Genomic DNA, 15,603 nt, shown 5'->3' on the forward strand with positions numbered 1-15,603 from the left:
TGCAAAGATAATAAAAAAAAGGCGGTGATCCGCTCTCAGCCGGTCCCTGCCGGGCGGCAGGAGGTCAGGCGATTTGGCAGCTTGCAGGGGCTATGGGGACTTTGCGGCTTGCAGGGTGCGCTCGAGCAGCATGACGGGCAAGGGCAGCCCCGGGCGGTCAATGTGGCAAATCAGGCTGCCTGTTTTCGCCCGGCTCATGATCCCGGCAATTCGCCGTTGCCCTGAGTGTATTTACCCGGTCCTTTTCAAGCTGCTTCGTCAGAAGTCCGATTGAACCAAAACGCTTCTCATCGCGCAGGCGTTCGATGAAACTTATCCCTATCACGCTGTCGTATATATCACCTTCAAAGCCTATGATGTGAACCTCAAGAGTTCGCTCCCCGGATGAGTGGGAAAGTGTGGGCCTGAAACCGATGTTCATCATGCCCGGGTAGCTTGTGCCCCCTATTTCAGTACAAACAGCATACACGCCATCGGCCGGTATAATCTTGCCGGGGTCCTCCGGAGTTATGTTGGCGGTGGGATACCCTATCGACCTTCCCAGCCGCAGGCCTCCTGTTACCCTGCCCCGGAGGCTGTAGTGCCTGGAAAGCATCCCTGCAGCTTCCCTTACATTCCCTGCCGAGAGCATCTCCCTTATAAGGGATGAACTGACCGGCCGGTCTCCCCCGGTCACAGAGCCCAGTTGCTCAACTGAAAAACCATACAGGCGGGCACAGCTTTGCAGGCTCTGATAGTTACCCTCACGCCTGTGCCCGAAATGATGATCAAACCCAAAAACAAGGTGAGCGAGTCCGGTCCGCTCCACCATGTACTCCCTGATAAAACGGCACGGAGGTATCCTGGAAAACTCGCTGGTGAAGTTGATCACGATCAGATGATCAATGCCGTGTTTGCCGATCAGGGCGGACTTTTCATCCAGGGTGGTAAGAAATCCGGGATTCTCTCCCCTGCCCCCGGTAACTATTCTTGGGTGAGGGTCGAATGTCACAATTGCTGATTCTCCACCCGTTTCGACAGCCCGCTTTTTCAGTAATGAAAAGATGGCTGCGTGCCCACGGTGGACGCCATCAAAGACGCCTATTGATATCACAGGTTTGTTAAGCCTTCCGGGCAATTCGCCTTTATGTACCTTCAAGTCTTTCTGCTTTGGTTCAGTGGTGCAATTTCTCAATTTTTCGGGCGAAATCCAGATATTTCCTGTATAATTTTGAATAAACCTCTGCAAAGCCTGCCCTTGGTGTATACTCCTTCTCGAATCCGCCGCCCATAACCTTCTGTGCCTCCACGAATGAGCCGTGCATGCCTGCAGCAACCGATGCAGCCATGGCAGATCCCAGTGCACAGGTCTCATTGCTTTGCACCACCGACACCGGCATATCAAGCACATCGGTCACGATCTGCATGACAAAGGGTGACTTCTTTGCTACACCCCCCAGTGCCACCACTCCGTCTATCCTCACGCCCTCGCTCACGAACCTTTCGATAATGGCTCTTGCCCCAAATGCCGTAGCTTCAACAAGGGCCCTGAATACCGCCGGGGCATCGCTGCCCAGGGTGAGTCCCCCGACAGCCCCCTTAAGCACCTGGCTGGCATCTGGCGTGCGGCGGCCGTTCAGCCAGTCGACAGCGATCAGTCCGCTCTCCTCCGGATCAACCTTTTCAGCAGCTTCAGCCAGCCGGCCAATAAGATTTGCGGCAACTTCCTCCCTGAGCTTCTTAAGATCCTCTTCCTGCAGTCCCCCAACACCCGCAGGCAGATTTTCAAGCGGCCACATGAGAAGATCCCTGAACCAGGCATAAACATCGCCAAAAGCTGACTGTCCCGCCTCCAGCCCTATCATTCCTGGTATTATGGAGCCATCAACCTGGCCGCAAATACCAGGAACAAGCCTGTCTCCAAACTCGTCGGCAGGCACCGTCACCATATCACAGGTAGAAGTCCCCATCACCTTGCTCATATAATAGGGCCGGATCTCTCCGCCTACCGCCCCGAGGTGGGCATCAAAGGCGCCAACCCCTACCGTAACACCCCGGGGCAGGCCCAGCCTCTCCGCCCATTCATCGGTCATTATGCCTGCCGCCACATCGCTGGTATATGTATCTGTGTAAAGCCTTTCACGAAGCCCCCTAAGCAGGGGATCCAGTTTCTGAAGGAATTCTTCCGCCGGAAGGCCTTCCCAGTCAGGGTGCCACATGGCCTTATGTCCGGCTGCACACCGGCTCCTTTTCACTCCGGCAACCTGGCTGACTCCGGTGAGCAGGGCAGGTATCCAGTCACAATGCTCTATCCATGACCATGCCCCTTTGCCTATTTCGCTGTCTTGTCTCAGCACATGCAGTATTTTGGCCCAGAACCACTCAGAGGAGTATATACCGCCTTCGTATTTCGTATAATCGGGACCGCCCCAGCTTCTTGCCAGATTGTTAATCTCTTCAGCCTCTTTTACGGCAGTATGGTCCTTCCACAAAATGAACATGGCGTTGGGGTTCTCTTCATACCCCGGCTTCAATGCCAGCGGGATGCCAAACTCATCAACTGCAACCGGGGTCGAGCCGGTGGTGTCGGCCGTTATCCCGGCTATATTATCCCTTACTTCCCGGGGTAACCCTGACAACGCCTGACTGACCGATTTTTCAAGTCCCTCGATATAATCAAGCGGATGCTGCCTGAACATGTTCCTGGCGGGATCACAATACCGTCCCTTTTTCCAGCGGGAATATTCCCATACCCCGGTGCCGGCCTCTTCGCCGGTATTTACATTCACAACAAGCGCCCTGACCGAATCGGTGCCATAATCAAGTCCGATAACATATTTTTCCTTATCCATAATCTCAGATTTTTTAAGTTTTCAATATACAATCAAAATATTATTATTCAAAAAACATTAAGTAAATTATCACTCTCTCTGCCGGGGTCCCGGATTTTAACTATTTTTACCTTAATAGATCATTAAACGGAGCGACAAATGGAAACACCCGGCATCATAAAAACAGACCCCTGGCTTAAGCCCTGGGAAAAAAAGATTGTTGCCAGGCAGAGGAAAGCCGCCTTAATGGAAGAGCAGCTTACCGGCGGGATACCGCTGAAGGAGTTTGCCAACGGGCACCTTTTTTTCGGGGTTCACCGGGAAGGCGGCAAACTGGTGTTTCGAGAGTGGGCGCCAAACGCTGAGAAGATATTCCTTACAGGAAGCTTTTCAGACTGGCGTGAGAGCGATGAATATTCATTTTCAAGGTCTGACAACGGTGTATGGGAGCTCAGCCTTGAGTCCGGCATTTTAAACCACACCGGACTTTACAGGCTTTCGGTCAGCTGGAAGGGAGGCAGGGGGAGCCGCATACCGGCATATGCAAGGAGGGTTGTACAGGACCCCGATACACTTATATTCAATGCCCAGTACTGGGATCCTCCCGACCCCTATAAACCCGTTAATACTGCTCCTGATCTTTCATCGGGCCCCCTGCTGATATATGAAGCCCATACCGGTATGGCGACTGAGGAGCAGAGAACCGGTACATTCAATGAGTTCAGGGAACAGGTGCTGCCATACATACACCGTGCCGGATATAACACAATCCAGCTGATGGCCGTACAGGAGCATCCGTACTACGGTTCTTTCGGATACCACGTATCCAACTTTTTTGCCGCATCGTCCCGTTTCGGGACACCCGATGAGCTAAGAAGGCTCATCGATGATGCCCACGGAATGGGAATGGCAGTGATCATGGACCTGGTCCATTCCCATGCGGTAAAGAATGTGAACGAGGGTCTTGCAGAGCTTGACGGTACCGGCTGGCAATATTTCCATTCAGGGGCAAGAAGGGAACATGCGGCATGGGATTCACTGTGCTTCAACTACGGCAAACCCGAGGTGGCCCATTTCCTGCTTTCCAACTGCAAGTTCTGGATCGATGAGTACGGTTTTGACGGGTACCGTTTTGACGGGGTTACAAGCATGCTCTATCTGGATCACGGACTTGAAAGGAGATTTACCGGTTATGATGACTATTTTGACGGGAACCAGGACGAAGATGCCATTGCCTACCTGACCCTTGCCGGCAAGCTTATCCACCAGGTAAAGCCGGGGGCATTATGCATAGCGGAAGAGATGAGCGGAATGCCCGGACTGGCAGCACCTGCCGAAAATGGCGGCATAGGGTTTGACTACCGGCTGTCAATGGGAATTCCCGATTACTGGATAAAGATAATAAAGGAGCTTCCCGATGAAAGATGGAACACGGGGGAGATATGGCACGAGCTTACGCAAAAAAGGGTCGAGGAAAAGACCGTTTCATACGCCGAATCGCATGATCAGGCGCTTGTAGGCGACAAGACCATTGCCTTCAGGCTGATGGACAAAGAGATGTACGATCACATGGACAAGTCCTCCCAATCCCTTATAATAGACAGGGGCATGGCCCTGCATAAGATGATCAGGCTTGCCACCATAGCTACTGCAGGCGGGGGCTACCTGAACTTCATGGGTAACGAGTTCGGTCACCCCGAATGGATCGATTTTCCCAGGGAAGGCAATAACTGGTCATATTTCTATGCAAGGAGGCAATGGAGCCTGGCCGGCGACAAAAGGCTGCGGTACCATCAGCTCGGCGATTTTGACAGGGAAATGATCTCACTGATCAGGAGCGATCCGGCCTGGTACACCTATCAGCAGCATCTTGTGCATAACAATGAAGTTGACCAGGTCATGGCCTTCACCCGCGGGTCATTGCTTTTTGTGTTTAATTTCAACCCCTCAGCCTCGTTTTCGGGATACGGCATCAAGATGACACCGGGCCGCTACAGGGTGAAGCTCACTACAGACAAAGCAGAATTCGGGGGTTTCGGACGCATTGATGAAAACATTGAGTATGTAACGGAATGGAACGGCAAGGTTAATTCGCCCCACTTCCTGAACCTCTATATTCCAAGCCGCACTGCGGTGGTTTTTGAGAAACAGAAGGCCAAAAGCATCTATGACAGGGGTCGGGCCTGATCCTGACAGATGGAGTGCATAATGATCATTCAATGTCAAGGGTAAAGGTGGAATAGCCCGGCAATCCGTTACGTCCTATACCCTGAATGGTGAATGTCAGCCTGTCTGCTCCCTCACTGAAGGGCAGGCGCAGGCCGGCCCTGCCTTTTTCACCCGTTACAATTTCAGGTTCCCAGTAGACGGTCGCTTCCACATCATCGCCGCTGCGTACGCCGGGCAGGGTTATTCTGTCGCTGTAGAATTCACGGGCTTCGTGGTACCCAAGCATTGACAGCTCCATCACATCTTCCAGGCCGCTGTATCCGGGCCTCCTGGTATATGCCAGGATGACCCCGGTACCGCCCCTTACACCAAAGATAGCCGCACTGGTACCCCTGAAGATCTCGACACGCTCAACCTCGCGGGGGTACATACTCAAAAAGGCGTCCCGGTGCACAAAAGCACCGTCAAGCATGAACCTTGCCTCATTGGAGCCTTGTATGCTTGACGGACCGCGGATGATGATCTGGTTACCATCAAAATAGAGTCCGCTAGCCCTGTTTCTCAGAACCTCGAAAAGGGTCCTTTCAGTAAATGTTTCGTAATCGATATAGATGGTCTGGTCGGGTGTCCCGTAAACCCTGGGCGCTGTTCTCCTCACGGGAGCCCGGGCATATGGTGATCGCCCGGCGCTTCTGTCACGGCTCCAGTTGTCGCCCCGTGCAACCACCTCGTGCCTCCGGGTATTAACACCCAATTGATACTCGAATTTACCGGCGGACTGCAACGTAAGCTCGAACTCCGGGGGATAGTTGCCCGGCAGCCGTCGGCTGGAAAGCTCAGCTGCAACCTCTCCCTTATAGAACAGTCCGGAGAACAGGAAATAACCGTTCCTGTCGGTAACGGCTTCATAAAGGCTGTCATGACCGCTTCTTATCCTGAGTCTCACGGGATAATTGCTGATGACCTCATCCTTTGAAGGGTCCCTTAGCCTTCCTGCCACAGTGATTCCGGGATCCCCGGAATATCTTATCTCAGGCAGCACACCGGCGGCAACATCATCCCAGTTAAACCTTCTCCATCCGTAGGTCATAAGAAGCATGTCAGCTACATCTGCCCTGTCATCCGCCTGCTCAAGATAAACGAGCGGGTCACCGTTCATACCTTCCAGATCGGAGCTGAAGAGGAGATAAGGAACGATGCCTGCCTGTCTGCCGTTTGTGCCGGATCTGCCGGAAACAGCAGAAAGGGAAAACTCTCCTTCAACGGGGTGACCGTTCTTATCTGTCACGGCCAGGCTCATCTCCATGAACCTGTCGTCTCCATCTGAAGAGATGCCCACCTCGGGAGCAATATGAAGTGCGTCACCCCTGTCAACGAACAGAAGTCTTTCTGCAACCGGAATGTGATCTGCTGTAAAAATGGTAAAATGGGCAATGCCTGAAGGGAACAGCTCCCTGTCAAGTTCCACCTCAAAACTTCCTTCAGATAGAAGGTGGCTGCCCGCGTACCGGGGTTTGCCCCTGGTATGGCCTACAACAATGAGCTCTTGGGAGTAAAGGGGGTTCTGTGCCGTTACATTGGCGAATACCTGCAGCCTGATCCGTTTTTCATCCTGATCTGCCCTCAGGACATATCCCTCCTCCAGCAGCTGTGGCAGTTCATAAGTATCTGCCCTATCGCCGTTAACCGACACCCTGGCCCGGTACTCCCCGCCGGCGACCGGCTCGAGGTTGAAAACCCCGATCCCCTGCACACCGGTTTCCAGCACAGCGACCACATTTCCTGACCCGTCTGTTATCTCTCCTTTGGCATCATGTCCCCTCCCGAGTCCATCAAAAGCCCTGAACGCAACCCTGTTGACAGTTCCTGCCACCAGGTTGCCTCCCTCGGGGAAGAATGCAACGTCATATGAACTCTCCTGCCGGCCCAGTCGCCAGTTGAATATCCGGTTCCTGAATATATCTATCCGGGGGATCATGTTCTCCCATGACGGATTGCTGATATAGAGGTTACTGGTGAAAAAATTATCCTCACCCGAATTTCTCATCCATGCAGAATAGGCCCTGAGAACATAATTACCTTCAGGCAGGTTTCTGGAGAGCCTGATATCTCCTTTGGCAACACCATCCCTTGCCAGCAGCAGCCTTATGGCCATCGGTTTCCCGTCGGTACCCAGGAGCTCGACAAAAATGTTGTTCATGCCGGCAGCCGGCCGGTGGCTTACCGCATCGACAAGGTAAGCCCTGAACCATATTGTTTGTCCCGTCTGATACCCCGACTTATCAAGGTGCAGAAAAACCTTATGGTCGGCCAGGTGTTCGGTATATGAGTGAAGGTTGGCTGCCAGCACCGAACCGTGGTCATCATCATCTGCCGCCGGCGAAGGCTGGAACAGAAATGCCAGGGTAATGAAAAACATCCAAAATATCTTGACTCCCATAACGGAGAACATTTTCAAAGCAACACAAGACCTGTTACTGGCATTTATGCGCTTTACCGGTTTTGATATCTTCTAATAGAACAGGAACAAACGGCAAAATGTTTTACCGGGGAATAAAAAAACAGGTAAAAGTCACTTCTTTTTGGAAATATCCCTCCAGCCCGGTATATTTATCATCAAATCAGCTTTGTCTGGTATCCCATCCACCGGCAGGTTTTTATCAACCCGAACTGCCGTGTGGCATTGTTAAACGTAAACCACAAAAAGATGCAAACTGCCATGAACAACCGTGCAATGATCCTGATCCTTATCATCAGCATGGCAATGCCCTCCGCCGCCATTATCAGGGCACAGGACCTTGCACCACTTAGTGCCGGGAACCTCAAAACCAACTATTACACAAATCCTGTTGGCATTGACACACCCGTGCCGGCATTTTCATGGATCATTTCAGGCGATCTGCAGAATACCCTGCAGACAGCCTTCCGAATCCAGTCGGCCCTGTCGCCTGAAAAGCTCGAAGAAGGAGACCTTGTATGGGACAGCCACAGGGTCGAAGCAGGAACCTCAGTGCATAACCGGTGGAAAGGCCCCGGACTGGAGCCGGCCACCCGCTATTACTGGAGGGTAAGGGTATGGGATAACCATGGCAGGGTATCGCCGTGGAGCGAGACGGCTTTTTTTGAGACCGCCCTGCTCAGTCCCCAAAACTGGCAGTCATCCTGGATAGAGCCGGACATTGAAGAGGACTTTTCAGTCTCCCAGCCAGCCCCCATGCTGCGGTCTGAATTTGATGCCGGTAGCGGGATCGTTTCTGCCAGGGCCTACGTCACCGCACACGGTGTTTACGAGATGCATATCAACGGCCGCAGGGTCGGAAATGAGCTTTTCTCACCGGGATGGACAAGTTACCACAACAGGCTGCAGTACCAGACTTATGATATAACAGGCCACCTGCAACAGGGAAGCAATGCCGTGGGTGTATACCTTGGCGACGGATGGTTCAGGGGCTTCATAGGGTGGGGCGACCAGCGCAACTATTACGGAGAGACCCTTGCCCTCCTTGCCCGGATAGAGATAACCTATGCAGACGGTTCAACACAGGTCTACGGCACCGGCGAGGAGTGGCGGTCATCAACCGGGCCTATCCTCTGGTCGGATATCTACAACGGCGAATACTACGATGCCCGGCTTGAAAAAGAGGGGTGGACGATGCCCGGTTATGATGACGGGGACTGGCATGGGGTAAGGATTGCCGGCCACGGCAAGGAGAAGCTCATTGCACAGCAGGGTCCGCCGGTGCTAAAGATACAGGAGCTGAAACCCATCAATATCTTCACCACCCCCGAGGGCGACCTGGTGGCTGACATGGGCCAGAACATGATCGGATGGATAAAGCTGCGGGTCGATGGCCCGGCAGGGACCAGGGTCACACTCAGGCATGCAGAGGTACTGGACCGCGAAGGTAACTTCTACACTGAAAACCTGAGATCGGCCGACCAGACCAACACGTATGTCCTTAAAGGGGGCGGGGAGGAGATATGGGAACCCCGCTTTACCTTCCAGGGCTTCAGGTATGTTGCCATAGAGGGTTATCCCGGCCGGCTGACACCTGAAGCGCTGACCGGAGTGGTTATTCACTCTGATATGGAGCCGACAGGCCATTTCCAGAGTTCGCACACGCTTGTCAACCAGCTGCAGCACAATATCGTGTGGGGGCAGAAGGGTAATTTCCTCGAGGTTCCGACCGACTGCCCACAGAGGGATGAAAGGATGGGGTGGACAGGCGATATCCAGGTGTTCGCCCCAACCTCCAACATAAACATGAACACTGCCGGTTTCCTGACCAAGTGGCTGGGCGACCTGGCAGCCGACCAGAATGAGCAGGGCAGTGTTCCCCATGTGGTGCCCAACGTTCTCGGCGACGGGGCCTACGGTTCAGCAGGATGGGGTGATGCCGCCCTTATAGTGCCATGGTCACTTTACAACTACTTTGGCGACACGGGAATCCTGGAAAAACAGTATGAAAGCATGAAGGCCTGGGTTGAGTTCATGAGGAGGCGGGCCGCCACCAACGACAGGCCATACCTGTGGGATGTCGATTTCTCCTTCGGCGACTGGCTCTCTTACAGCACCCACAGCAATGCCCATTACCCCGGCGCCTACACTGATTTCCACATGATCGCCACCATGTTCTTTGCACGTTCGGCCGACCTGCTTCGCCGATCGGCCATGGTGCTCGGCAAAGATGATGATGCAGAAGAGTACGGCGCCCTGTTTGAAAAGATAAGGGAGGCGTTCCTTCATGAATACGTCACCGCGGGAGGCAGGGTGATGTCAGATACCCAGACCTCGTACCTTCTTGCCCTGGCCCATAACCTGCTGCCTGCAGATAAAATACCGGTGGCCGTTAACCGTCTTGTTGATGATGTAAGGGGCAGGGGTCACCTCACGACAGGCTTCCTCGGCACGCCTCACCTCAACCCGGTGCTCAGCAGTTACGGTCACCACGATGTTGCATACAACCTGCTTCTCAGGGAGAGCTATCCCTCCTGGCTCTATCCTGTAACCATGGATGCCACCACCATATGGGAGAGGTGGGATGGCATACAACCCGACGGCTCCTTCCAGAGCGAGGGGATGAACTCCTTTAACCATTATGCCTACGGTGCGATCGGCGAATGGCTTTTTGAAACTGTCGCAGGTATCAGCCCGGATCCCGGCTCAGGTTACAGAACATCACAGATCAGTCCCATACCGGGCGGGGGGATGGACCATGCAAGGGCGATGATAGTTACGATGTATGGCAAGCTGGAATCAGCATGGGAGCTTGACGGCAACAGGTTCAGCATTGATGTGGAGGTGCCGCCAAACACCAGCGCCACACTCACCCTGCCAGCGGCAAGGCTTGAAGATGTCGGCGGCAGCGCCGCCGGGGAATCAAATCCCGGTATCCTGGGCATGTCCCAATCGGGTAACGACGTCATTGTCAGGCTGGGATCAGGCCGGTACACCTTTTCATACGAATCGGACGAACTGGCACAACTGGCCGGAAGCCGGGAGCCGGAGATGCAGCCGATAGTGCGGACAGGAAACAAGATAGGCGAACTGCTGGCGGTAAAATACTCCCGCGAGATCCTTTACAGGAACCTGCCTGAGCTTACCGGCTCGCCGTGGCTCAGCCAGGTGATGGGCTTTACCCTGGAGCAGGCGGCATCGGCCCTGCCTCCTCACCTGAGGCCCTCTAATGAAATTATCAGGCAGATCGGCAGGGAACTGGAGCAGGCCTCAAGGTAGAGGTTGCCGGGTGCCCCCCGATTGCAGGCATCGGCTTTCAAACGGGGCTGACCGCGGCGAAAGGTGGCCGGAGTTGCCCGCATCAGGCCCCACCCGGGGGCTCCCTTCCTGTTATTTCTTTTTCTGCCCGTAGTAGGCGCCGCTGCCATGCTTGCGCAGGTAATGGATGTCGAGCAGGTGACCGGCCACGGAGTACCGGTTTCCAAGAACCTCGGTGCGGAAGGCCATTTTGGCCACCTCTTCCAGCACAAGCGCACTTTCAAGCGCCTGCCCGGCATCCCTGCCCCAGGTAAAGGGTGCATGCGCATGCACCAGTACCCCCGGCATCTCAAGGGGATCTAGGTCCTTAAACCTTTCGACAATGACCCGTCCCGTGTTCAGCTCATAATCAGACGCTGTCTCTTTTTCAGAAAGGGGGCGTGTGCACGGCACCTCGCCATAGAAGTAGTCGGCGTGCGTGGTCCCGTAAACAGGTATTCCCCGTCCTGCCTGTGCCCAGCTTGTGGCCCACTCAGCATGGGTATGTACCACCCCTCCGATACCCTCAAATTTTCTGTAAAGCTCAAGGTGAGTAAGGGTATCGGAAGATGGTTTCCACTTCCCTTCAACTGTTCTGCCCTCCATATCAACAACCACCATATCGTCGGGCCCCATTTCATCATACGGGACTCCGCTGGGCTTTATGACCACAAGCTGCCCTGCACGGTCAATACCGCTGGCGTTGCCCCAGGTCATAATTGCAAGTCCCCTGTCCCTTAAGGCTAAGTTGACTGCCAGAACCTCTTTTTTCAGCTCTTCAAGCATATCAGTAAAGTTTCACTTCATTTTATAGTACAGCTCGTTCCACCTCAGCTCGTTTTTAAGCTCCCTTATGCTGGTATCCGCATCTATAAGCAGGTATTCAATGCCGCACATCGAGGCAAAATGTTCCATATGCACAGGCCTGAGCGCCAGGCTGAACCCGGTGTGATGCGCACCACCGGCCAGGATCCAGGCGGTTGCCGCCACCCTCAGGTCGGGGTCAGGCACCCATAGCGCCCTGGCAACCGGCAGTTCGGGCAGGTCGGGAGATTCGACGCTGGTAACGGTGTTCAGCACCAGCCTGAAACGGTCGCCCATGTCAAGGAGAGTGGCATTAAGCGCCTTGCCCGTTGTCACGGGGAAAACCAGCCTGGGCGGGTCATCCTTGCCTCCAATGGAGAGGGGGTGCAGCTCAAGGGAAGGCTTAGCCGACGCTATCGACGGACACACCTCCAGCATATGTGCACCCAGCACCTTCATGCCCGAGGGGTCGAGATGGTAGGTATAGTCCTCCATAAACGAGGTCCCTCCTCCCATTCCCCTGCTCATGATCTTCATGCACCTTACCAGTGCCGCCGTTTTCCAGTCGCCCTCCGCTCCGAAACCGTAACCTTTCTCCATCAGTCTCTGTACCGCCAGTCCAGGCAATTGACTCAGTCCGTGAAGATCCTCGAAAGTGGTAGTAAAGGCCCCGAAACCACCATCCTCCAGGAATCCCTGGAGTCCCCGTTCGATCCGTGCAGATTCCTCCAGGCGCCGTACTGCAGCCTGATCGTTCGTTATCTTCCCCGAAAGGGAATAGGTGTCCTTATATTCGGCAACAAGTGCTTTCACATCGCTATCGGACACAGCCCCGGCAGCTGCGGCAAGTTCGCCGACGCCGTAACCCCTGGTTGACCATCCCATCTGCATCCTGGCCGCTACCTTGTCGCCCTCGGTAACCGCCACGTCGCGCATATTGTCGCCAAAACGCGCTATTTTGAGTGAGAGGGACTCGTCTCGGCCCAGCGCTGCCCTGGTCCACTGGCCAATATCATCCATTACATCAGGGTCCTGCCAGTGGCCCGTCACCACGTGACGGTCAATACGCATACGGCTGCATATAAACCCGAACTCCCTGTCGCCGTGAGCGGACTGGTTCAGGTTCATGAAGTCCATATCGATGTTTTTCCACGGGATGTCGCGGTTGTGCTGGGTGTGCAGGTGCAGCATGGGTTTCGTCAGCTCCCGCAGGCCCGCGATCCACATCTGTGCAGGCGAGAAGGTGTGCATCCAGCATATCACTCCAATACATGCAGGATCGCTGTTAGCCTCACGGCAGGCCGCCAGTATATCCTCGGAGGTTGTCAGAACGGGCTTTGGCAACACCTGTGCCAGGGGTTGCGTTTCCCCGGGGGTAAGCTGCCCGATGCCCTTCCCCACGGCCGAAGCGATCTCCATTGAATTCGTGTCAACCTTTTTAAGGGTCTCATCTCCGTACAGGTGCTGGCTCCCGGTAAGGAACCACAAAGTTCTTGCTTCTTTTTTATGCATAACAACTATTTTTTATTCCGGCCGGAGCCGGGGTTCATAATCTACCTCCAGGAATTAGCCAGACCTACATTTCAAAATGGTCGCCGCTCCCTATGAGCCTGTCATATTTTTCGCTGTCAAACCTGTAGAGCCATGCCCCCCTTTTGGAGCTGACCCTGTCCTTCTCATCCAGCCGGGTCAGCACATCCATTGAAAGGATCCTTTTGCGGAAATTGCGTTTATCCAGTTTCCGCTGGTGTATAGCCTCATACAGCTTCTGAAGCTGTGTCAGGGTGAACTTTTCAGGAAGCAATTCAAAACCCACCGGCTGGATTAGTGATTTGCGCCTTAATCTTTTTATCGCCTTATCAACCATTTCGGCGTGGTCGAATACGAGCTCCGGCAATGAGTCGAAGGAGAACCACCTTGCCGGATTGCCGTCACCGGCACTTTCATCCAGCCTCTCCGTCCGGATAAGGGCGTAATAGGCCACCGAGATGACCCGGCCTCCCGGGTCGCGGTCCGGCTCCCCGTATGTATAGAGCTGTTCCAGGTAAACATCATCCAGCCCGGTAAGCCTGTTCAGTATCCTGGCTGCCGCATCGTCAAGGTTTTCATCGCTCCCTACAAATCCGCCCATCAGCGACCAGCAGTTCCTGCAGGGCTCAAACATCCTTTTAACAAGCAGAAGCTGCAGCCTGTCGTCATCAAATCCGAAAACGATGCAGTCCACCGCAACATTGAACCTTCCGCTTTCAGGATATTTGTTTTCGCCAAACACTTTTTCCTACCAGAAGTATATATAGAAAAGGCCAATAACACCCAGGATGATGACGGAATGTACAACGTCCCACCTGTTCCAGCTCGCCCTGGTTTCCAGCTTCTGCTCCTCGTTGGCCGATCCGTATGTAAGTCCCACTGTCTTCGACCTGTCTGCCGGCTTTGTGAAGAACGAGACCACCACTATGACCAATATGCACAGGAAAAACAGGTAAATGGAATAGTGCAGCCAGTTATGTTGCAGGATGACCTGGTAGAACAATCCCTGCGGATCGAGATACGGCTCCATGATATTTGCCGCAAGCCTTGTCATACCCAGTATAAAGCCTGTCATCAGTCCCGCAAACCCGGCCGCCGGCGTGGCCCTTTTCCAGAACACCCCCAGAAGGAATACAGATGCGATACCTGGTGATAAGAGCGACTGCACATCCTGCAGGTACTGGTACAGAACCTGCCCGATCCCCCGCATTACCGGGATCCATAATATCCCAAGGACCACGATCACCGTGGTCGCCCACCGGCCCACATAAACAAGGTGTTTTTCAGATGATTCCGGTTTGAACCTCTTATAGAAATCCACCGTGAAGAGTATTGCCGACGAGTTGAACAGCGAGGCCAGCGAGCTCATTAGCGCTGCAATCAGTCCGCCCACAACCACTCCTTTAAGTCCGGCAGGCAGAAGGTTGCTGACAAGCGCCGAGAACGCGGCATCTGAAGAACTGAGCTCCATCATGCCTTTCTGATGCAGGGCGTAGGCTATCATACCGGGTATCAGGAATATGAAGACGGGAAGAAGCTTCAGGTATGCCCCGAAGATAGTGCCTCTCCTGGCCTGTTTCTGATCGCGTCCCGAGAGCACGCGCTGCACGATATACTGGTCGGTGCACCAGTACCAGAAGCCGATGATAGCAGATCCCAGGAGAACACCGGTCCACGGGAACTCCGAATCCCTGTGCGATCGCATCAGGCTTGTCATCGAATCCCCATGCACTGTCACATTGGCACTGCAGATCTCTATCAGCTCGTTCCATCCTCCAAGCTCCCTGAGTCCCACGATAAGGATCACTACAGACCCCAGCAGCAGCACCGGCATCTGGAGTATCGATGTATAGAGCACCGACTTCATGCCGCCTATAACGGTGTAGATACCAGTTACAACAACGAGCCCGATCGCCCCGATCCAGAAAAAGTCTATCCCCATCCACTCGTCAATGCCAAACACCTCCTTGAAAACAATACCGCCTGCATAGACCGTAACGGCAACCTTGGTAAGAACGTAGCTGACCAGCGAGATTATCGACAGGAAATTACGGGATGCTGAATTGTAACGTCTTTCCAGGAATTCGGGCATGGTGAACACCCTGCTACGCGCATAGAATGGAACAAACACCCAGCCCAGTACAAGGATCATCCATCCGTGCATCTCCCAGTGCGCCATGGCCATACCTGTTTCAGCGCCGGCCCCGGCAAGTCCCACCAGGTGTTCAGAACCGATATTGGATGCAAATATTGATGCTCCAATGGCAAGCCATCCGGCGTTCCTGCCGGCAAGGAAATAGTCGGTCGAGGTCTCCTCCTTTTGTCGGATAACCCACCATACAACCCAGAAAAGCAGAACAAAGAATGCTCCCAGTACAATCCAGTCAATTGTAGTCATCTGTTTGAGTTTAAGGATTATTATTAGTGTACCTGGTACACCTTTTGATAAACCCAAAACTAAGGCTTTAATCCAAAAAATCAAATAGTCCCGCGAAAAAAACAATAAATTGATCTGGTTCCCGGGCTATCAGCCCT

General features: G+C 53.8%; 9 protein-coding genes. 2 read left to right on the top strand and 7 right to left on the bottom strand.

The features are described 5' to 3' along the window. Window positions 1-157 precede the first annotated feature (157 nt). Together ribF and EA408_07150 are read right to left on the bottom strand one after the other, a co-directional pair. Complete coding sequence (gene ribF / locus EA408_07145; GenBank protein ID TVR72286.1) at window positions 158-1,315, bottom strand: riboflavin biosynthesis protein RibF; 1,158 nt, start codon at window positions 1,313-1,315, stop codon at window positions 158-160. Then, complete coding sequence (locus tag EA408_07150; GenBank protein TVR72287.1) at window positions 1,155-2,831, bottom strand: ribulokinase; 1,677 nt, start codon at window positions 2,829-2,831, stop codon at window positions 1,155-1,157. The genes ribF and EA408_07150 overlap by 161 nt, the downstream gene beginning before the upstream one ends. Window positions 2,832-2,969: 138 nt before the next feature. Here EA408_07150 and EA408_07155 point away from each other — a divergent pair, with 138 nt between their 5' ends. Then, window positions 2,970-4,997, top strand: a complete 2,028-nt coding sequence (locus tag EA408_07155) for a 1,4-alpha-glucan-branching enzyme (GenBank protein TVR72288.1) — start codon at window positions 2,970-2,972, stop codon at window positions 4,995-4,997. Between the two features lie 25 nt (window positions 4,998-5,022). Here the strand turns inward: EA408_07155 and EA408_07160 are convergent, their stop codons facing one another. Further along, window positions 5,023-7,431 carry a hypothetical protein gene (locus EA408_07160; protein TVR72289.1) on the bottom strand — a complete coding sequence of 803 codons (2,409 nt, stop codon included), beginning with the start codon at window positions 7,429-7,431 and terminating at the stop codon, window positions 5,023-5,025. 231 nt (window positions 7,432-7,662) lie between these two features. Between EA408_07160 and EA408_07165 the strand changes: the two genes are divergently transcribed. Further along, the gene (locus tag EA408_07165) at window positions 7,663-10,716 is read left to right on the top strand and encodes an alpha-L-rhamnosidase (GenBank protein TVR72290.1); all 3,054 of its coding nucleotides are present in this window, start codon (window positions 7,663-7,665) and stop codon (window positions 10,714-10,716) included. 111 nt (window positions 10,717-10,827) lie between these two features. Here the strand turns inward: EA408_07165 and araD are convergent, their stop codons facing one another. From araD to EA408_07185, 4 genes are all read right to left on the bottom strand, one after another. Then, complete coding sequence (gene araD / locus EA408_07170) at window positions 10,828-11,520, bottom strand: L-ribulose-5-phosphate 4-epimerase AraD (protein ID TVR72291.1); 693 nt, start codon at window positions 11,518-11,520, stop codon at window positions 10,828-10,830. Between the two features lie 12 nt (window positions 11,521-11,532). Then, the gene (locus EA408_07175) at window positions 11,533-13,050 is read right to left on the bottom strand and encodes an L-arabinose isomerase (protein ID TVR72292.1); all 1,518 of its coding nucleotides are present in this window, start codon (window positions 13,048-13,050) and stop codon (window positions 11,533-11,535) included. A 64-nt stretch (window positions 13,051-13,114) separates the two neighbouring features. Continuing rightward, complete coding sequence (locus tag EA408_07180) at window positions 13,115-13,810, bottom strand: NUDIX hydrolase (protein TVR72293.1); 696 nt, start codon at window positions 13,808-13,810, stop codon at window positions 13,115-13,117. A 6-nt stretch (window positions 13,811-13,816) separates the two neighbouring features. After that, the gene (locus tag EA408_07185; GenBank protein ID TVR72294.1) at window positions 13,817-15,466 is read right to left on the bottom strand and encodes a Na+/glucose cotransporter; all 1,650 of its coding nucleotides are present in this window, start codon (window positions 15,464-15,466) and stop codon (window positions 13,817-13,819) included. Between the last annotated feature and the right edge of the window lie 137 nt (window positions 15,467-15,603).

The sequence above is a fragment of the Marinilabiliales bacterium genome (assembly GCA_007695015.1).
Lineage (GTDB): Bacteria > Bacteroidota > Bacteroidia > Bacteroidales > PUMT01 > PXAP01.